21 protein-coding genes are annotated in these 18,647 nt (G+C 45.9%); 10 read left to right on the top strand and 11 right to left on the bottom strand.

Annotation, left to right across the window (positions count from 1 at the left end):
- Positions 1 to 315: hypothetical protein (locus tag ISF27_RS12635; RefSeq protein WP_407926096.1), on the top strand; the 315-nt coding region annotated here is incomplete at its 5' end.
- Positions 316 to 386: 71 nt separating this feature from the next.
- Here the strand turns inward: ISF27_RS12635 and ISF27_RS12640 are convergent.
- Complete coding sequence (locus tag ISF27_RS12640; RefSeq protein ID WP_194611845.1) at positions 387 to 698, bottom strand: type II toxin-antitoxin system RelE/ParE family toxin; 312 nt, start codon at positions 696 to 698, stop codon at positions 387 to 389.
- Complete coding sequence (locus ISF27_RS12645; protein ID WP_194611846.1) at positions 682 to 948, bottom strand: type II toxin-antitoxin system Phd/YefM family antitoxin; 267 nt, start codon at positions 946 to 948, stop codon at positions 682 to 684. Before ISF27_RS12645 ends, ISF27_RS12640 begins: the two co-directional genes overlap by 17 nt.
- 633 nt (positions 949 to 1,581) lie before the next feature.
- Here ISF27_RS12645 and ISF27_RS12650 point away from each other — a divergent pair.
- The 7 genes from ISF27_RS12650 (at position 1,582) to ISF27_RS13395 (ending at position 6,451) form a co-directional block, all read left to right on the top strand.
- Positions 1,582 to 2,205 (top strand): TetR family transcriptional regulator, encoded by a 624-nt coding sequence (locus ISF27_RS12650; RefSeq protein ID WP_090164738.1) that lies wholly within the window; start codon positions 1,582 to 1,584, stop codon positions 2,203 to 2,205.
- A 33-nt stretch (positions 2,206 to 2,238) separates the two neighbouring features.
- Positions 2,239 to 3,174 carry an aldo/keto reductase gene (locus tag ISF27_RS12655; RefSeq protein WP_194611847.1) on the top strand — a complete coding sequence of 312 codons (936 nt, stop codon included), beginning with the start codon at positions 2,239 to 2,241 and terminating at the stop codon, positions 3,172 to 3,174.
- 1 nt (position 3,175) lies between these two features.
- Positions 3,176 to 3,718, top strand: coding sequence for a flavin reductase family protein (locus ISF27_RS12660; RefSeq protein WP_194611848.1), 543 nt, complete (start codon positions 3,176 to 3,178; stop codon positions 3,716 to 3,718).
- Positions 3,719 to 3,737: 19 nt separating this feature from the next.
- Positions 3,738 to 4,217 carry a flavodoxin gene (locus ISF27_RS12665; protein WP_194611849.1) on the top strand — a complete coding sequence of 160 codons (480 nt, stop codon included), beginning with the start codon at positions 3,738 to 3,740 and terminating at the stop codon, positions 4,215 to 4,217.
- Positions 4,218 to 4,225: 8 nt separating this feature from the next.
- Positions 4,226 to 4,933, top strand: a complete 708-nt coding sequence (locus ISF27_RS12670) for a low temperature requirement protein A (protein ID WP_194611850.1) — start codon at positions 4,226 to 4,228, stop codon at positions 4,931 to 4,933.
- Between the two features lie 58 nt (positions 4,934 to 4,991).
- Positions 4,992 to 6,158 (top strand): iron-containing alcohol dehydrogenase, encoded by a 1,167-nt coding sequence (locus ISF27_RS12675; RefSeq protein ID WP_194611851.1) that lies wholly within the window; start codon positions 4,992 to 4,994, stop codon positions 6,156 to 6,158.
- Positions 6,159 to 6,334: 176 nt separating this feature from the next.
- Positions 6,335 to 6,451: a hypothetical protein gene (locus tag ISF27_RS13395; RefSeq protein WP_328701628.1), complete on the top strand. Its 117-nt coding sequence runs from the start codon at positions 6,335 to 6,337 to the stop codon at positions 6,449 to 6,451.
- Positions 6,452 to 6,763: 312 nt separating this feature from the next.
- On the opposite strand, the gene ISF27_RS12685 is transcribed toward ISF27_RS13395, so the two are convergent.
- A complete protein-coding gene (locus tag ISF27_RS12685) occupies positions 6,764 to 7,075 on the bottom strand; it encodes an ATP-binding protein (protein ID WP_194611852.1) in 312 nt (103 codons plus the stop codon).
- A gap of 276 nt (positions 7,076 to 7,351) precedes the next feature.
- Between ISF27_RS12685 and ISF27_RS12690 the strand changes: the two genes are divergently transcribed.
- Positions 7,352 to 8,098: a hypothetical protein gene (locus ISF27_RS12690; protein ID WP_194611853.1), complete on the top strand. Its 747-nt coding sequence runs from the start codon at positions 7,352 to 7,354 to the stop codon at positions 8,096 to 8,098.
- A 344-nt stretch (positions 8,099 to 8,442) separates the two neighbouring features.
- Here ISF27_RS12690 and ISF27_RS12695 read toward each other — a convergent pair whose 3' ends face one another.
- The 5 genes from ISF27_RS12695 to ISF27_RS12715 form a co-directional block, all read right to left on the bottom strand.
- Positions 8,443 to 8,781, bottom strand: a complete 339-nt coding sequence (locus tag ISF27_RS12695; RefSeq protein ID WP_328701629.1) for a helix-turn-helix domain-containing protein — start codon at positions 8,779 to 8,781, stop codon at positions 8,443 to 8,445.
- Positions 8,782 to 9,542: 761 nt separating this feature from the next.
- Positions 9,543 to 10,142 (bottom strand): LexA family protein, encoded by a 600-nt coding sequence (locus ISF27_RS12700; RefSeq protein WP_235986414.1) that lies wholly within the window; start codon positions 10,140 to 10,142, stop codon positions 9,543 to 9,545.
- Positions 10,143 to 10,310: 168 nt separating this feature from the next.
- Positions 10,311 to 10,655 carry a hypothetical protein gene (locus tag ISF27_RS13400; protein WP_235986419.1) on the bottom strand — a complete coding sequence of 115 codons (345 nt, stop codon included), beginning with the start codon at positions 10,653 to 10,655 and terminating at the stop codon, positions 10,311 to 10,313.
- A gap of 228 nt (positions 10,656 to 10,883) precedes the next feature.
- Positions 10,884 to 11,873, bottom strand: coding sequence for a helix-turn-helix transcriptional regulator (locus ISF27_RS12710; RefSeq protein ID WP_194611856.1), 990 nt, complete (start codon positions 11,871 to 11,873; stop codon positions 10,884 to 10,886).
- A 454-nt stretch (positions 11,874 to 12,327) separates the two neighbouring features.
- The gene (locus ISF27_RS12715) at positions 12,328 to 15,474 is read right to left on the bottom strand and encodes a type I restriction endonuclease subunit R (RefSeq protein ID WP_194611857.1); all 3,147 of its coding nucleotides are present in this window, start codon (positions 15,472 to 15,474) and stop codon (positions 12,328 to 12,330) included.
- A gap of 202 nt (positions 15,475 to 15,676) precedes the next feature.
- Between ISF27_RS12715 and ISF27_RS12720 the strand changes: the two genes are divergently transcribed.
- Positions 15,677 to 16,261, top strand: coding sequence for a restriction endonuclease subunit S (locus ISF27_RS12720; protein ID WP_194611858.1), 585 nt, complete (start codon positions 15,677 to 15,679; stop codon positions 16,259 to 16,261).
- Here ISF27_RS12720 and ISF27_RS12725 read toward each other — a convergent pair.
- The 3 genes from ISF27_RS12725 to ISF27_RS12735 all read right to left on the bottom strand — a co-directional run.
- Positions 16,258 to 16,803: a restriction endonuclease subunit S gene (locus ISF27_RS12725; RefSeq protein ID WP_194611859.1), complete on the bottom strand. Its 546-nt coding sequence runs from the start codon at positions 16,801 to 16,803 to the stop codon at positions 16,258 to 16,260. The two genes, ISF27_RS12720 and ISF27_RS12725, sit on opposite strands and share 4 nt — an antisense overlap.
- 11 nt (positions 16,804 to 16,814) lie before the next feature.
- Positions 16,815 to 17,795 carry a site-specific tyrosine recombinase/integron integrase gene (xerA, locus tag ISF27_RS12730; protein WP_194611860.1) on the bottom strand — a complete coding sequence of 327 codons (981 nt, stop codon included), beginning with the start codon at positions 17,793 to 17,795 and terminating at the stop codon, positions 16,815 to 16,817.
- A 110-nt stretch (positions 17,796 to 17,905) separates the two neighbouring features.
- Positions 17,906 to 18,647 (bottom strand): restriction endonuclease subunit S (locus ISF27_RS12735; protein ID WP_194611861.1); only part of this gene is annotated, 742 nt, incomplete at its 5' end.

Raw genomic sequence — 18,647 nt, forward strand, 5'->3', positions numbered from 1 at the left:
CCTGCAACAGCAGGTCTTATTAAGGTTACTCTCTTTTTGTTCTCAAGGTTCTCAAAATCTTCAAAAATCCGCTTGACAAACATTAGCAAGATTCTTAAATTTCTCCAGGCATTCAAGAAATGTGAAGATCTGGATTACCCGCTTCCGCCCGGAATTACCAATGCCGGAATCGCCATGAAAGTGTACGGCAAAGTGCCCGGCGAAGGAGGCCGGGATGAAAGTTACGAGTATCCGGACTATCAGAAAGTTCTGAAACTCATGAACGAGCGAAAGAACATGACCCTGCAGGTATGCTGGGATCGTTACAGTAAGTAGCTCTTTCCGCCGCAAGCGCACGTCTGCAGCATTCTTCGAGGGAAGTACGGCTGTACTTACAAATACATCCGTTATAGCTTTTTCCCGTAATTCTCCAATTCGTGGAACATACCTTCTATTGTTACAGTCCCGCCCCTGACTTTATAGAGAATAACATAATCGTGATGCTCCAGACGTATCTTCCTAAACCCTTTTGCAGATAATACCGGGTCTTCACAATACGCAAGCGTCTCTGCCATGAATTCCAGATCCGAGTATGCTTTTTCTACATCATCAAGTATCGCAGCCGCGGCTGTCGGGTTTGACAGTTTAACAGCGACATAGAAGATTATATTCTCCAGGAGTTCTTCTGCCCGCTGTGTAATTTCAAGCCTGTAAACCATATTTCTCCCTCAGCTGTGCGAGTGAAAGCCTTGCATCTTTTGTTTTTCCTTCGACTACCTGCTGCTCTGATACCTCTAAATCGCGATAGATCTGCTGCATTTTCATGCTGCTTTCGTATGTTTCCATACTCATAAAGACCATATCTCCATATCCGTTTTTAGTCACAAAGACAGGTTCGTCTGTTTCATGGCACATTTCTGATACCTTTGTGGTATTTTTCAAATCCTTGATCGGAATGATTCTGGGCATAATATCACCTCCTATTCATATCATGGGATAATTATGTCCCAGATTATTCCATATGTCCAGTAAAATTTATATGTGAACTTCCAGAGATTTTGCAACTAAAGCTCATATAACGGGCTTCTTTGCAGTCTCTGGCATTCTTCGTCTTTCAACGGATCACCCTTGATGTATCGGAGGATGTCCTCATAGCTTCGTGAGCTTTCAGCGATTGCCTTCATCAGTTCTTCGCTCTGCAGTGCTTACTTCTTGTCCAGCAGCTCTTTCAACTCCTTCGTCAATTGATCATACTGTTGCCTGTTCTTACTGATTGCCGTTTCAAGCTTACTGATCTTTTGTCCGAGTACATCTCGGCTAATTGTTCTTGCCATTACTTTGTTCCCTATAGCGCACTACTGATAAGTGCCGGCCACTCATAGCGCCGGGTGGCCACTCTCAACGCACCAGCGGCCACTCGGCGACGCAAAATGCAATTTTTCCAAGTATGGCATCAATGCAGTTTAAATCATAGGCGCAGGGTTTTACGCTTACGAATTACATACGAATAAAATAAAAATATATTGACACGGCGTCAGAATGCGCATATAATGGCCATGTTGACATGGTGTCAGAAATGTGTGAAATGATAAGGTACATAAGATGAGAAAAGCGACGCGTGAACAGATTGTTCAGAAAAGGGAAGAGATTATCAATGCCTGTGAGCAGCTCTACCAGAAAATGAGTTTCCGGGAGATCACGCTTAAGGAGATCGGGAATATCACATCCTTCTCCCGTCCCACCATTTATAACTACTTTGAAACAAAGGAAGAGATCTTTCTGGGCCTTTTCCAGAGGGAATATGACCGTTGGAATGAGGATCTGACTGCCATCCTGAACGGGAATGAGAAGCTGACGAAAAAGGAACTGGCGGATCACATTGCAAACTCCCTTGCAGGACGTGAACAGCTCTTAAAGCTCCTTTCCATGAACAACTATGATATGGAGGCAAACAGCCGACAAGAGCTTCTGACTGCCTTCAAACAGTCTTATGGACGCTCTATGCATCTGATGTGCATGCTGCTGGAGAAGTTCTGCCCGGACATGGGAGTGACTGACATTCAGAATTTCATCTATATCTTCTATCCCTTTATGTTCGGAATCTACCCATACACCGCAGTCACAGAAAAACAGAGAGCGGCCATGAAGGAGGCCGGAATCAACTATGTATATCAAAGCGTCTACGAACTCACCTACAGCTGTCTGATCCGGCTGCTGAAAGAATAAGGGCACGCGACTATAAAAAAGGAGACAAAAGCAATGGCAAAATTACCGAAAATCGCGCTTGGTGCATGGGCGTGGGGAAACGACGGAACATTTGGAAACAGCCTGACAGCGGAAAGTCTGAAGCCAATATTTGATACGGCGATGGCAAATGGCCTGAATCTCTGGGATACGGCATATGCTTATGGCATGGGGACCTCGGAAAAGGTTCTTGCAGGATTCTTAAAAGGCCTTCCGAGAGAATCCTATCTGGTTTCTGATAAGTTCACTCCGCAGTGTGCGGACTCTTCTTCACCCACAGCGATGGCAGATATGATCGAAATGCAGCTGAAGCTGATGGAACTGGATCATTTCGATGTTTACTGGATTCACAATGTCTGGGAAGCACCGAAGTGGACAGAAGAACTGGCAAAGTATTTCGAAGGCAAAGAGAATGTCCCGATGATCGGCGTCTCCAACCATAATCTTGCGGAGATCAAAGAGGCGGATGCAATTCTGAAAAATCATGGGCTGAAGCTTTCCGCGGTCCAGAACCACTACAGCCTGATCAACCGCTCCTCCGAGGATTCAGGCATCCTGGATTATTGTCGCGAGAACGGCATCCATTTCTTCGCGTACATGGTCCTGGAGCAGGGCGCGCTTTCCGGAAAGTATGATACAAAACATCCGATGCCGGCAGATTCTGCCAGAGGCGAGACCTACAACCCGCTTCTTGACAAGCTGGAAATTCTGAATGCGGAGCTGAAGAAGCTTGCAGATAAATACGACGTCGGTCCGGCGCAGATCCCGGTTGCCTGGGCGATCGCCAAGGGCACACTGCCGATCATCGGCGTGACAAAAGAAAACCAGGTATTGGATGCGGTCAAAGCCGCAAATGTCACTCTGACAGCTGAAGAAACAGCAGAACTTGAGAAGGTGGCCGACAGCCTGGATCTGAACGTCATCCGCATGTGGGAAAAGGAGATGAAATAAAATGAGCAAGAAGAATATTGGAGCAACACTGGCACTGTATCCCTGCCCGGTCATTGTGGTAGGAGCAATGGTAAATAATAAGCCGACCTGGACGCTTGTCGCCCATGCCGGAACCGTGGCACACAGCCACCTGATGGTGTCTCTTGTACAGGCACACTACATCAATCAGGGGATCCGCGAGAACAAAAAGCTTTCCGTCAATGTGGTCGACGAGTCCTGGCTGAAGGATGCGGACCGGATGGGAACCATCAGCGGCAATAAGGAGGATAAATCTAATGCCTTTGCATGGACAATGGGCGAAAACGGCGCTCCGCTGATCGATGAGGCAAAGGTCTCCATCGAGTGCGAGGTGGATGATAACTACGAGTTGGAGCATTTCGACCATTTCATCTGCAAGATCCTGGCGACCTATGCGGACGAAACCGTACTGAACGAACAGGGCAAGATCGATTACCACACCTTTAAGCCGGTGCTCTTCGAGTTCCCGACCTATGAGTATTTTGTAACCGGAGAAAAGGTCGGCAACTGCGGGAAGATGAACTGATTCCAAGGAGATAAGTAAAATGGCAAACAAGGCTTTAGTGGCGGTATTCTCCGCCAGCGGTGTAACCAAAAGAGTCGGTGAAGAGATCGCCAGGATTGCCGGAGCGGACTTTTATGAGATCGTCCCGAAGGAGATCTATACATCGGCAGATCTTGACTGGATGAACAAAAAGAGCCGCAGCAGCGTCGAGATGAACGATCCATCCGCAAGACCAGAAATTGCAGGGGACGCTTTGGACATGGCTTCCTATGATACCGTGATCGTGGGATTTCCGATCTGGTGGGGCGTGGCTCCCAGGATCATCGATACCTTCCTGGAAAGCTATGATTTCAGCGGCAAAAAGATCATTCCTTTCTGCACGTCAGGCGGCAGCGGCGTTGGCAGAAGCGATACAGCTCTTCATAAGGATGTAAGCGATGATGTGAAGTGGGCAAAGGGGAAACAGATCAATCGACCGAATGAGGCAGAGATCCGCCACTGGCTGGACGAAATTCTTTAAGGAATCCCGTGGATCTTGTCCTGTATCTTACAGCGTTTCTTGCGTCTATGATCCGTCCTGGACAGATCGTGCTGTGGATCGACGTTGTCGCGGTGTTGGTCGGTGCTTTCCTTCCGTTCTTTGTCCGTGGCAGATTTGATATCAGCATCATCAGCTTTCCGCATTTGGCAGAGCGTTTTGAACTGATCACGATCATTACCTTTGGAGAGGGTATCGTAGGAATGACGGGTTTCTTTGATGTAAAGCATTTCACGCTGCGCCCGATCCTCGTATTTGCCGTAATCCTATGTCTGTTCGGATGCTATGTAACGCAGATCCATTACCTGTGTGACCACCATCGGGTTGATCGGTCGCTCCGGCTGATGTTCAGTCACTACTTTATCGTGATCGCGGTCAATCTGGTCACGGTTGCCTTTCGGTTTCTGGAGAATCCGGATGCGAGCCATCTGTTTACCGCAGGGCTTATGATCGCGGCGCTGCTCCTGTTTTTCGTCGCGATCTTTTCAGACAGTATTTATTATCATGAAAAATACCGCTTTGGGATCAAGGATGCGGCGGAATCGTGCGGATTTCTACTCATTGGTGCAGCAGTTATGCTGCTTGTCCGGTTTACGATCTACGGATTCCTGAGCGGAGCGCTGATCGCTGTCTGCGGGAATTATGTGATTCTGATGATGAAATATACAAAGGAGATGGACAGAGAAACTAAAGTGTAGTTTTTCATCCCGAAGAAAAAGGATAAATAATCTTAGGCAAGGAAAAAGGAGGAACATCATGTTAGGAAATTTTAGTTATCACAATGCAACAAAGCTGTATTTTGGCGAGGATTCCTTAAGTTATCTGAATGAGGAACTTCCGAAGTACGGAAAGAATGTACAGCTGATCTATGGCGGTGGTTCCATCAAGAAAAACGGTATCTATGACGAGATCATAGGAATCTTGAAGGAAAATGGAAAAGAAATTTTTGAAGATGCGGGAGTCATGCCGAATCCTACTGTGGAAAAGCTTCGTGAAGGCGTGAAGATAGCAAGAGAGAATAAAATTGACCTTTTGCTTGCAGTCGGTGGCGGTTCCTGCTGCGACTATGCAAAAGCCGTATCCGTATCGGTAAACTGCGAGGAAGATCCATGGGAAAAATACTATCTTCGGTTTGAGGAACCGGAGTGTGAGATCGTTCCGGTCGGATGTGTTCTTACGATGGCGGGAACAGGTTCGGAGATGAATGGCGGAGCGGTTATCACAAATCATGAGAGCAAACTAAAAATCGGTCATGTATTTGGAGACGAGGTGATGCCGAAGTTTTCAATTCTAAATCCAAAGTACACATTTTCTCTTCCGAAAAAACAAATGGTTGCCGGCATCTATGATATTTTCAACCATATCTGTGAACAGTATTTTTCGGGTGAGGATGATAATACCAGCGATTATATTGCGGAGGCGCTTATGAAGTCGGTGGTGCATAGTTCTCTGATTGCCCTTGAGAATCCGGAGGATTATGAGGCGCGTTCCAATATTATGTGGACGGCGACATGGGCATTAAATACATTGATTTCCAGAGGAAAATCGACGGACTGGATGGTGCATATGATCGGGCAGTCTGTGGGAGCGTATACGGATGCGACACATGGCATGACGCTTGCCGCAGTTTCCCTGCCGTATTATCGCTTTATTATGCCGTATGGTTTGAAGAAGTTTAAGAGGTTTGCCGAGGAGGTATGGGGCATCCGAGCGGAAGATAAATCAGACAGGGAAGTGGCAGAGGAAGGACTTCTCGCGATGGAAAACTGGATGAAAAAACTGGGGCTTACCCTTAAAATCAGTGAACTTGGTGTAACGGAGGACATGATAGAAGGCATAGCGGATGGCACGATTATTTTGGATGGCGGATATAAAGTCTTAACCCATGAGGAAGTAGTGAAAATTCTTAGGGAGAGTATGTGACAGGTAAGCTGCATTGAGAAAACTGGCTATTCTGATGGCTTCTATATTGCTCGTCCTTTCGGGATGTACGGCGGCTTTGAGCAGGCCGGTCCGATCGGGCAGAGCATCGTGCGGAATGATGTACAGACCGAAACAAGCTATGGAGATATCGTTCTTTACTCTCCGGAAACCAGATCGTGATCTTCTACGGCTCCAATTCCTGGGCCTATACCAGGCTGGGCCATGTTGATCTGTCGCAGCAGGAAATGAGAGAGATGCTTGGCAGCGGAGATGTTGCAATTACATTAGAATAATCTACGAATAATGGCAGAAACAAGGCTGCGCTGTTGAAAAGACATCAACAACGCAGCTTATTTTTCATGACAATGACCTTTCCAGAATCATATTCTCCATTCCCCTTGCCGCTGTGGAAAGATCGTCAAAGCTGTGCGTGATAAGACTGATCTCGATCTCCATCTTTGGAAGAACTTTCTGTACATCTGTTAGAGTCGGGCGGAATTGACCATTTTGGGCTGTGTGAAAATAGCCAAAAAATGGTCGCATAGAAACGACCATTGCATCAATAGAAAGATATTTTGTTAATCTGCGTTGTTGCCATCGGGGGACTACCCGGCTTCTACTGCATATGTTGTGCTGGCTCTGCCGCGGTAGCTTTCTCCCTTGATATCAAAAATTGAGGCTTTATCGAAAATTCGGTCCAGGGAACACATCAGATCATCCATCCCAAGAAAGTATTCATGCCATTCATTCGGCTGCTTATTGCTGGTAAAGATAATGGTGTGTGGGCCTTCTTTCCCATAGCGTCGGTCTATGAGATCAAAGAATTGAGTTGGTGATACCTCCAGAAAGATGAGTATCAATGATTGCTGTATAGCCGGTAAGAACGGTCTTTTCTTTCTTCCGTCCCTTATTGCCATTCGGCATAATCACGAATCCGTGCTTCCGTGCACTGCGCAGTTTCGAACGAGAAATGTGTGTCCTTCTCGAAAGCTCAGCCAGATTCACTCTGTCCAAAGAAAACCTGTCACCGAGCTCTTTCTTCATCTCCTCAAGTACTTGTGTTATGTAAACGACAAAATCAGAAGAAAAGTCCCGGAAGTATTGATTTTTCGGTACTTCCGGGACTCGCTATTTTTACCGGGTTGTCAAAGACCGGATAGTATTATACTACGTGTAATGGGAGGATAATAAATATGAATATTAACGGATATATGCTAGACACTATGAACACATTTAATCCATTTTTCCGTGAAAAATATGGATTCGAATGCACACTGAATGTGGTACCAGAGATCCGTAAGGTAATGCTCTTCAAGAAGGTTCCTGTTGACACGGTCCAGGTTCTATCCATGGGAAAGGTACTGTTCTCTTACGATCACGATCCCAAGCAGTATCCCAATGAGGGAGAACCAACTCCAGATGAGGATGATATCGGATTTGAGTTGTATTCCCACATCACTGATTTCATTTATGAGAATTTCGATGAAAATATCAATGAGAAGAAGTTATCACAAGAGGAGATTCAGGACCTTGAAGTCGCTCGTTTTAAAGAGGTCAAAGCAAGAATCGATGGGCAAGACTTCAACTGGAATGGATACTCTGTCCATGTGTTCCCTATGTGGAAGTTTGGTCCACCTTCTCTATATCCGGACCATATATATAGCCATCGAACCGATGCCCCTAAGGATGAGGACATCACCTGCTTCTTAGATGTCACTCTGGTAAAAGATAGGAAAGAGTATACCGCTATTGATCAAGACTTTAAAGACAATATCTTGCATGTGGCGCTAACCGATGTCTCATACTATAAATTTGAGAATAAATGGGTTCTCGCCCTCCCCGATTCATTTCTAATCTATCAAGACTTCCTATCGAACTGGGAAGGATTTGTAAAGAAAGCTACGAAGTCTCCGGAGACCTTTGAGATAAAAGAGGTTTAGAACCTTTGGCAGGCCAAGAATGGTGAAGATAAAGATCACGTTGTATCATTGACGCCTCCTGATATTACGCACTTAGGCCGCAATCGTCTTAAGATTGTAATTAAAGTATAACCCGTTGAGTCCTCCGGCTCAACAAGAAATTACGCACTTGGGACGCAATCGGCATAAGATGGTAGTCAAATATAATACCCGGGCGATCGAAGCCGACAGATATTGAACATTCGTTTATCTTAAGTAAGCGCTCAATGTTAATTGAGCGCTTACGATTTACATCATTGTCACGTATTTTCCGCAGGAAAATTGTCGTAATGATTATATGAGGCATTCTTACCGTCTGTTATGATTTACAATTTCTTGGCAAGCTCCATCATCTGCGCGGACAGCTCAAGAAGGCTTGCACGGACGGAATCCCTGTCAAGTTCGCATCCCAGAAGCAGATAGTCGGTACTGACATGGAAGTAGAGTGCGATCTCAACCAGAAGCTCCAGAGATGGTTTTCCCTGTCCGCGTTCCATATTTCCGAGATGCTCGATACTGATATTAAGCTCCACGGCGGCTTTCTCCTGCGTCATACCTTTCGCTTTACGGAGAGTTTTCAGACGTCCTGCAAAATTGGCGGTTTCTAAACTATACATACTTTTTCCTTTCCGCCTGATGCGGGGAGCGGAAGGATACACCTGCATGCAGTACGGTCCGGAACCTTCAGAGCCTGACAAGGGCGCAAAAAGATAAGGGTACCGATACTGCTTTTCCCTGAAAACAGGAAATCAGCAATATGTGTATCCTCGCCCTTAATGTATGTCAGGCTTTCGATATGATTTCTGGTGTTCTAAAGTCCTGTCGGCGGCCCCTCATGTAATGTATCTGGTTAAACCAGCCGATATCCGTGTATATGACCTGGAGATGGTCTTATATAGCCTGTTTCATCTCGGCCATTCCGTCGTTATACCATGTATTTGATTTAAATTTTTGAATTAAATCTGTGTCTGACCTGCGCTTTACCTTGCTGCAGGCGACAGCCTTTTTGGTGCGTATACCTCAATCGTGCCGTGGCGTCTGCCCCTCGGTATCCGTATGCTCACGGTTCTGCATCCGCTGCAGGCCGCCTTGAATTCTCCCTTTCCGTTCTGATAAGCTGTGATACGCTGACCACAATTCGGGCAGTACCAGGAGAGCGGACGCCATGAAAAATCTCCAGTCTCTGTCATCTGTGACCTCTCCATTCGTACTCAACAATATTTCAAATGTGGTTCCAGCTTTTTGACGGTGTAAACCATGGATAACTGATTCTCACCTGCAAGTCTTATTCTGGTTGCGTTTCCGCACTGGTCACACTCCATCCAGCCCTCCGTTTCCTCCAGAAAAAGTCCGCGATTGATTTTGCCGCAAATGGGACATTTCACGTCATATGTTCTCAAATTCCAGACACTCCCTCTCAACGGGTTCACCCAAGTGCTTTGATGACATACTTTGCGACGCCCTGGACTACCAGCTCCCGAACCCGGATTTCTTTGTCCGGATATCGCTCCTTATTGCAATATCGCAGAATTACTTCCCCGGTTTCTTCATCCACACCTGCATAAAGCTTCAGCGTATTCAGCTGGTGCTCGTCCAGCGCAACCACAATGTCCCCAACATTAGCGGAACTCTGTTTTCTGATAACGACCATATCTCCATTGTCGATGCCCGCGTCTGTCATGGAATCTCCATCCGCCTTCAGGATGTAGAAGTCACCATGCCCGAAAAGGGAAACAGGCAGGCTGACATACTCTACAATATTCTCCTCCTCGGTTTCCGGTTCACCACAGGGGATTGCGCCGACCACCGGGGCAGAGAAGCTGCCGGTAGAGAACTTGCTGATCAGCTTTGTTACGATGGTTCGAGAGGATCCGTCGTATTCAAGCATTTCGCGTTCATCCATGGCCACCAGGTAGCGATAAGCGGTGGCTTTTGACACACCGACGCCCAGCGCAACTTCATTTACGGACGGTGTGGTCTGTCTTTCGCAGTAATACTGATCAATATAGGCACTGATCTGATCCATCAGTTCCAGTCTCTTGGATCGCATGGCAGATATTCCTCCATCTAAATGTAACGTGTCGTTTCAGATAAGCTTATTATAAATTTACTCTTCCAGAAGGACAAGCTGATATTTTTATCTTAAACGATGCTGCGTAAAATATTGCGCAACTCCTTTTCCGGCATATCATTTCTACGGCTTCGGCACTTTCCGGCTGACAAACCAGAATCCGTTTTCTTCATAATACAGTTCCACCGGCTGCCCCTGAATCCTGCAAACATAGCGGATTCCGGCGCCTCCCGCCTTGAGGCTGGCACGCCGGTCCACGCGGAGAATGCGGTCAACATCGTATTTGCGGCCGTCCTCCCAGATGAGGCGGAGCGGTTTCATCCGCCCATCCACGGAAAAATCCGCAATTACTTCTACGTATGCATTGTAAGGACTTATGGTCTGCGTCTCCTGGACATTTTCTGCCACAGGAACTCCACCGGGACGATCCGATCGTCCGGAATCGTGATGGTAATCATAAACTCCCATGTAATTCACCTGCCTTCCGCCAGCAGTTTCCTGTAATGATGAGAGAAGAGCGCACTCACTCAAAATATGTGAGATGAACTCCGGATACAGCGCCGACGCAAATTCTATATGTAACGAATCGTTTCATATAAGCCCATAATAGAACCGCCTTCCCCAAAGGACAAGCGGTTCTTCCTATCTGAAACGATCATGCGCAAAATATTGTGCAGCTCAGGCAGTCCGCCGACTCTACAAGACCCCATATTCTTTTGCTGCGGACCGGATTTGCTCCCGATACTCCTCAACCGTTTCTTCCGGACCTTCAATCCGGATGCTTCCGGTAAATCCGAAGACCCAGCGGTAGAAGGTCGTGCTCGTGCAGACACGGACTTTTGCCCGGAAATGCTCTTCATCTACAGGCTCAGACCAGAAACGCTGCCCGAAATTGTCAATCAGATACTTCATGGCGGAAACATGGCAGAAGAGGGTGACTTCCTTCGGCTCGTCTGTATCATACATACGAAAAACAGCCTTGTGGTATTCCTCCGGATTGTAGTTGTCCGGCGGTGTCGCTGCAATTTCATGCAAAATCGACGGCTGCCCCTTGATCCGGTCCAGCCGGAATGTCCGCATCGCCTGCCTCTCATCGCAGAATCCGCGGACATAGTAGTAATCGCCGTCCCAGGTCAGCTCATAGGGACTGATAGTGTACGGCTTTCCGTCATTCGTAACATAGCGCTTCTTGTTCACATCAAAATCCGTGTAATAAAACCGGATCCTTCGATGCAGATCGACGGCATTGTTGATCGCGTCGACGCTGTAGTAGCCGGAATGATTGCTGCTCTTATAGCGGTCCGTGACGGAAATATGCCGCCGGAGCCGCTGGGCATTTTCCACAGTCGTCAGCGTCAGCAGCTTCGCAATCAGGTTACTGGAAATATTCGGCGTTATGAACTTGGCAGAAGAGAGTGCATCAATCAGGATCTTCAGCTCGCTCACTTCAAATGGCCGGCCGTTGTAAAAGTATTTGTTTTGTGTCGACTCAATATACTCAATGTGCAGATCCGATTCCCGGAGAATCGCAAGATCATTGCTGATCGTATTCCGGGAAACCTTCAGATCATAATCATCCTTGAGCATCTTTGTCAGCTCGGCCGTAGACTGCGGATGATCCGGATCCGTATGCTCAAGAAGGTATTGATATAAGTATAAAAGCCGGATTTTTGTACCATATTCCATGGTGCACTCCTTCATGTGTTACCTGAGCCATCATGATACGGAGGCTTGAAAAGCAATAGATTCACTGCTCTTCAGGTCATCATCTACACTTGTAGCATATCGTGATTTAACCCTGTATCCGAGAAATGATCATGTTCAGGTTATAATAAAGTCATTTCCCGAGAGACGGTCCTGTCGCCCTCATTTTGAACTGTTCGGAATTTCCGAACGGTTGACTTCTGATCAAGTTCCATGGTGCATTCCATAATCTCACTTTTGCTTTTCTAACCTGTCGGAAAATCCGACAGGTTGAACTCACTCTCTGCGGAATACATCCAACATTTTTCTTAATAGCTTCACATTCTTATACTGCTTTCGGTTCGCATTCATTCATATAATAAGTCCTGTCTTATGTTGATAGCCACGGTACCGTAAATAGGTCAGACAGTGTCTGACTGATTTCACTCACAGCTTGTTAGTTACCATTCTTTTTATAGTCTGTTTTCGGCTCCGCGACCATTCCCATATCATAGGTCTCATTCACGTACTGGTTTAGCCTGTCTGAATATGCATTAACGCGCTCACCCATCTCGTTATTATCGGCCCATAGCTCACATTGCGTCATCACCGTCTGCACTGCATCGTCCATACCTTCCGGTGGATACTTGTGATGTTTCAGAAGTCGCTTAATAAGCATTCTCATTTTTGCGCGAGCCGAATCCCGTTTCTGCCAGTCTATTGTTCGATTCTTACGAAGCGTATCTGCCAATTCCTTTGTGATTGCGATCAATTCTTCATTCTCATAGAAGTCCTTGATAGCCTGTGGTTTGGTCAGGGCATCATAGAAGGCAAGCTCATCAGCGGTAAGCCCGAGTTTTTCTCCCTCTTTTTGTGCCGCCTGAATTTGCTTTGCAAGATTTAGCATCTCCTCAATTACCTGCTCATTTGTAAGCATTCCATTGAGATACTGGTTCATCGCTTTCTGCAAAATCTCACTAAATTTTTCTGATTTAACAACATTCGTGTGTTTGTACACAACCACCTGCTCAGCGATAAGCTTCTTAAGAAGCTCCACTGCAAGGTTTTTCTCTTTCATGTTTGCGATTTCCTGAAGGAAATTCGGATCAAAGATCGAGAATTCGCTGTTGGCATCTTGGAATAGGTTAATTACACCGTCACTTTTAATGCTGGCTTTCAGGAGGTTATTGATTCGTGCATTTATTTCCAGCAAAGAGATCTTTTTCCCTTCACCCTGGTTTACAAGACGATTTACCAGCACACGGACCGATTCAAAGAACGCAGCTTCAATCCGTTCGTCCTCTGCTGCAAGGGACGAACAGAGGGACAGAGCCTGCTTGAGCATAAGGGCTTCCTTGAGAAACGTATCCCGGTCATCTTCCTTACCCACAGCAACGATGAAGTTCACCGCACCACTGATAGCTCTCGAACGGGCGAGATTGCTGCCATGAATGAAGTCGGAATAGTCATACCCATAGAATAGATCTCGACAAACGGACAGTTTCTCTTGGAACTTAGGATATGCGACCTTCGCCACATCGGTATCACCATAATTTTTCTGGTCACGCGCTGTGTAATCATTCATGGCCTCTTTGAGAGCAGAAGCGATACCAACGTAGTCGACGATAAGTCCGCCTTCCTTGTCTTTAAAGACGCGGTTAACACGAGCAATAGCCTGCATCAGGTTATAACCCTTCATCGGCTTATAGATATACATGGTGGCAAGAGATGGCACATCAAAACCTGTCAGCCACATATCAACAACAATAGCAATTTTAAACGGACTGTCATTGTCCTTAAATTCTGCTGCCAGTTCATCCTTGTGGTGCTTGTTCCCAATAATCTTTGCCCACTCCTCCGGGTCCTTGTTTGAGCTGGTCATTACGACCTTAACCTTGTCCGTCCATGCGGGGCGTAATTCAAGGATTCTCTTATAGATTTTCATTGCAATCGGGCGAGAATAGGCGACGATCATAGCCTTACCGGTCAACAGATTCTCACGATAGTTCTCGTAGTGGTCAAGAATATCATTCACCAGGGATTCGATGGTCTTGTCATTTCCGAGTATGGCCTCCATTTGACCGAGTTCTTTTTTGCTTCTCTCGATCACATCTGGATCGGCGTTCTCCGCCATAATGTCATATTCTTTATCGATCAGCGCAAGCGTGTCTGGATCGAGCTTTAACTTTATAACACGGCTCTCGTAATAAACTGGCCTTGTTGCACCGTCTTCTACAGCCTGCGTCATATCATAGATGTCGATATAATCACCGAACACTTCGCGTGTATTCCTGTCTTTGAGCGCAATTGGTGTTCCGGTGAATCCAATGTAGGTTGCATGTGGCAGACTATTCCGGATGACACGCGCTGTGCCGACTTTGATCTCACCTGTCTTAGAATCGATCTTTTCCTTGAGTCCGTACTGCCCGCGGTGTGCCTCATCCGCCATGACAATGATGTTATGGCGCTCAGACAGCGGCTCATGGGATTCCTCAAACTTCTGCATCGTGGTGAAGATGATACCGTTAGCCTGTCTGCCATCGAGAAGTTCCTTCAGGTTCTGTCGGCTCCGCGCATGAATTGGAACCTGCCTAAGAAAATCCTTACACTTGGCAAACTGTCCATACAGCTGATCATCCAGGTCGTTACGGTCAGTAATGACTACAATCGTCGGGGAATCCAGCGCATCCTGCAAAAGATGTGCATAAAAGACCATAGAAAGGGATTTCCCACTGCCTTGCGTATGCCAAAACACACCGCCTCTGCCGTCCGTCGCCATGCCTTTCTTCGTAGACTCAATTGCCTTACGAACAGCAAAGTATTGATGGTATCCGGCAAGGATCTTGAACTGCTTCAATCCTTCATTGGAGAAGCAGATGAAATTCTTGATGATATCAAGCAGTCGTTCTTTCTGGAACATGCCTTCAAAGAACGTATCAAATTGTGCGTACTGTGTATTTTCGTAGCTACCATCCTTCGTCTTCCATTCCATGAACCGATCTTCGCCTGAAGTGATCGTACCTGCTTTGCTCGTCAGGTGGTCGCTCATCACGCAAATGCAGTTATAGATGAACATAGATGGAATCTCATGCATGTAGTTTCGGATCTGAGTATAGGCTTCCGATGCGTCTGTCTCCTCGCGCGAAGGACTCTTCAACTCCATCAACACGACAGGCAGTCCATTCAAAAAAAGGAGTACATCCGGGCGCTTATTGCTGTTTTCAATAAAAGTCCACTGGTTGGCAATAACGAAGGAGTTGTTGTCAGGATTCTTATAGTCAACCAGATAAACCAGTCCAGAGCGTTCTTCGCTTCCGACAAGATAGCGCACTTCAACACCGTGCTGAATGTAGTCCATAAATACCGCATTCTTCTGGACCAGATCAGCATTGTCGAAATTTTTCAGTTTAAATAGTGCCTCATGAATTGCGCTTTCCGGCATTTCAGGATTGATGCGATGAATTGCGTCATCCAGCTGTTCCTCATAGAGCGGATCCTCATAATTTCTTTCAACATCCGGACCATACACATGACGCCATCCCATTTCCTCGAACAGCTCTATGATCGTATTTTCATAGTCCGCTTCGGTGTAAATACCTGACATAAAATCAACCCCTTCATACGTTATCTTTATACTCCAATAGACCTCTTATACATCAATAAACAAGAATTTAGAGGAGCAAGCTGTTGCGTTATTCCGCTCTTGGTTTTCTGCATTTTCCTTATCTCCTAACAGTCCTCGTGTAAACTCTGAATTTGGAGAAATACCAGAGGACTTCGCAGTTGTTAAGGTTGGCAGTTTGCCTATGCTCGTAACTGACTATGTGGCCAATGGTAGCTTTGCGTCTTTAAAAGCTAATGTCAATCTATATCAAGAGCCAAACTATGCTTATTTCATCAGGAACACCGATTTGAAGTCGGGCTCCTTTGGAGTATTTGTTGACCAGCATTCCTATGAGTTCTTATCCAAATCTACCCTATTTGGTGGAGAGATTATCATTTCCAATGTTGGTGATGTGGGAAGTGTATTTCTCTGCCCGAAGCTGGATGGTCGCATGACCCTTGGAAATAACGTTATTATGCTTAGACCAGAGGACGACCATTTACGCTACTACCTTTATATTTGGTTTAAGTATCTCCAAGGCCAAGCGCTCATACAGGGAATAAAAGGAGGATCTGCTCAGCCAAAATTTAATAAGACAGATTTCAAGAATACCTCTGTTTTGATTCCTCCAAAGGATATGCTCTCTCGTTTCCATGAGACTGTGGCTCCAATGTTTGAAACGATCTCTCAAAGACAAACTGAAACTTCTCGTCTTGCTGATTTACGAGATACATTATTGCCGCAGCTGATGTCTGGTGAGATAGACGTTTCCAACCTTGACCTTTAAGCTGCTAAATTCTTGTTTATCCGTTCATTCTCTTCGATTTTGTCATCTATAGTAGACAGAATCGATGATATTCTGATTTGCTCCTCCTTTGATTCTGGTACTCGAACTTCAATGCTTCGCATTGTCTTCCCCGATACCTCTTTAAACGTAGTTCCAGAACCCATATGTTCTATTCTCTGACGGTTATTTAGCAAAAGGTAATAAAGAAACATATAGTCAGTATTCTCATTCGGAACTACGCTTTTGAAGCCCTGATTCGTACAAAGTTCATTCTCAGCGATCGCGACATATCCAATCGGCGCCCTTGATGAGAAAAGGACAGAATGCCGTGGCATCATTTGCGCAGAGCAACTATGAAGACCTGTTTCAGTAATGTCACGCTTACCATGGGATATGAAGCGCTCAGAGTATCCAGCCAGATCTTTAGGCGTGATCCATGCGATGGTTCCGCCATCATAATTTTCAGCCTCTTTTGTAGATGGTGTGGCACCGCCTACAACCATACCTAAGTCAGCAATTGTGCATGTCTTCCAATTCCCCATATTCATACTTCCTATCCAATATATTTCTTATGCGCCAGCTTCACGTTGCTCTGTTTGACCATCGCGTACTGGAGCGTAGTATCAATTCTTTTGTGTCCTAGGAGCTGTTGTAGCTGCTCGATGGGCATTCCTTTATCTATTGCCTTTGTGGCAAGTGTTCGGCGGAACTTATGAGGATGCACTTTTTCTATCTCAAGCCGCTTGCCGATCTCACGAACTCTTGATTCCACACCACTGATCGTTAGTCTTGAGTGTGGAGCCTTCAATGTAACGAACAGCGCCTCACAGTCATCACTCCTGCCGTCGAGATAATCCTGCAGATGTATCTTGGCACGAGCATCGAAGTATACGATTCGCTCCTTGTTGCCCTTACCGAGCACTTTGCATTCACGGTTATTAAAGTCAATATCCGACTGATTCAGTAGCACCAATTCGCCGACACGCATTCCAGTTGATGCTAGCATATCTATCAGAGCAAGATCGCGTTTCTCTTCGCAGCTGTCGCGCATCTTCTCCAGATCCTCATCCGAATAGGTATCCTTAATGCTGCTTGTCGTCTTCACCTTGTGAATCCGGCGGATCGGACTCTTGATGAGATACTCCTCATCTTCAAGCCAAGAGAAAAAGCTGGAGAGAATCCGGCGTACATTATCGATCGTAACCCGGCTGAGATCATTTTGTTTCTGATAATTTGTCAAGTATGATCTCAGATCTTCCGTCATTATGTGCATCACCTCTTTTCCAATCTGTGTCAGCATGCGGTTAATCGTGTTCTGATAGTAGGTTAGCGTCTTCTCGGAGCATCCCTCTATACGCTTTGCCTCCAGAAACTTCTGCAGTAGTTCCTGACTGCTAATCTCGTCCTTGTCCGGCTTATCCTCAAAGTACTTGCACAGCACTGATTCAAGCGTCTGCGCTAGTGACTTTGATTGTGCATTGTCCAGAAGCGGCAGCATCCGCTGCAGCACTTCCTGTTTAATTGATTCCTTCATGTTGTCGTTTCTCCTTCTATAGTTTTACCAGAGAACGACATCAACGGCAGTTCCGTTGGTTTGTTCCTCCCGCCGTTGGTGGGAGTTATAAACAAGAATTTATACGCGGCTTAGAGATCGATGCCGGAGACGTCGATCTCGCCGGACATGAGCCTTGGCAGTAGAGTGTCTCGAAGTGTTGTTAACCTATTGTTTTCAGCTCTCAGATTTCTAATTTGAGCAAAAAATGGCTGGATCACTGAATCGAAAGATTTGAGCTCAATTATATCCGGTATCAGTACCGGAACCTTGTATAGGTTAGCTTGACTGATCTTAGGCTGTACTGCTCCTGTGACAATGAATTTTACATTGGTCAAACTGAAGAGAAGATACAGAAGCTCTACTGTAAAGCCACACTTACCGGTGATGATATGTGCGTGATTATTAACCCAGAATTTACCTTCAACATATTGGAGGATAGGGAACCCTTTATCATCTATGACTGTTCCGTCTTCGCCAAGAAGAAGGTAGATGCCGTCAAAAAGGTAACGATCAACATAGTCCATCACTGAGGTGGCCCCATAATAAGGATAGATCTTGTCGAGTTTTTCACGCTCACGGCTTGATAGCGGGATGCGTTTTGAATCATGAAGCTCAATTATTTCCGAAACGGTGCCAATATGCCAACCGTCAGGAATCTTTCCATAAAAAGGTGAAAGATCAATATATCTATCTTTGTAAAGAGCTTGCGCTTGCTCAAGTAAATTCTTGTTTATATCCGTATTTAGTGTCTGCTCAATAGCGTAGAATGCAATATTTACTGACAATAACGGCGGATTGCGGTATAATAAGTGCAAAGATTTTTGCAATTTC

The organism is Clostridium vitabionis, from assembly GCF_015351765.1.
GTDB classification, from domain to species: domain Bacteria; phylum Bacillota; class Clostridia; order Lachnospirales; family Lachnospiraceae; genus Clostridium_R; species Clostridium_R vitabionis.

Coding starts and splice junctions, on each gene's coding strand:
- ISF27_RS12695 (WP_328701629.1), bottom strand. CDS start 8,781: ATGCAGGTGTATCCTTCCGCTCCCCGCATCAGGCGGAAAGGAAAAAGT.
- ISF27_RS12720 (WP_194611858.1), top strand. CDS start 15,677: ATGCTCGTAACTGACTATGTGGCCAATGGTAGCTTTGCGTCTTTAAAA.
- ISF27_RS12715 (WP_194611857.1), bottom strand. CDS start 15,474: ATGTCAGGTATTTACACCGAAGCGGACTATGAAAATACGATCATAGAG.
- ISF27_RS12655 (WP_194611847.1), top strand. CDS start 2,239: ATGGCAAAATTACCGAAAATCGCGCTTGGTGCATGGGCGTGGGGAAAC.
- xerA (WP_194611860.1), bottom strand. CDS start 17,795: ATGAAGGAATCAATTAAACAGGAAGTGCTGCAGCGGATGCTGCCGCTT.
- ISF27_RS12690 (WP_194611853.1), top strand. CDS start 7,352: ATGAATATTAACGGATATATGCTAGACACTATGAACACATTTAATCCA.
- ISF27_RS12725 (WP_194611859.1), bottom strand. CDS start 16,803: ATGGGGAATTGGAAGACATGCACAATTGCTGACTTAGGTATGGTTGTA.
- ISF27_RS12650 (WP_090164738.1), top strand. CDS start 1,582: ATGAGAAAAGCGACGCGTGAACAGATTGTTCAGAAAAGGGAAGAGATT.
- ISF27_RS13400 (WP_235986419.1), bottom strand. CDS start 10,655: ATGGGAGTTTATGATTACCATCACGATTCCGGACGATCGGATCGTCCC.
- ISF27_RS12645 (WP_194611846.1), bottom strand. CDS start 948: ATGCCCAGAATCATTCCGATCAAGGATTTGAAAAATACCACAAAGGTA.
- ISF27_RS12700 (WP_235986414.1), bottom strand. CDS start 10,142: ATGGATCAGATCAGTGCCTATATTGATCAGTATTACTGCGAAAGACAG.
- ISF27_RS12675 (WP_194611851.1), top strand. CDS start 4,992: ATGTTAGGAAATTTTAGTTATCACAATGCAACAAAGCTGTATTTTGGC.
- ISF27_RS12665 (WP_194611849.1), top strand. CDS start 3,738: ATGGCAAACAAGGCTTTAGTGGCGGTATTCTCCGCCAGCGGTGTAACC.
- ISF27_RS12710 (WP_194611856.1), bottom strand. CDS start 11,873: ATGGAATATGGTACAAAAATCCGGCTTTTATACTTATATCAATACCTT.
- ISF27_RS12660 (WP_194611848.1), top strand. CDS start 3,176: ATGAGCAAGAAGAATATTGGAGCAACACTGGCACTGTATCCCTGCCCG.
- ISF27_RS12685 (WP_194611852.1), bottom strand. CDS start 7,075: ATGGCAATAAGGGACGGAAGAAAGAAAAGACCGTTCTTACCGGCTATA.
- ISF27_RS12640 (WP_194611845.1), bottom strand. CDS start 698: ATGGTTTACAGGCTTGAAATTACACAGCGGGCAGAAGAACTCCTGGAG.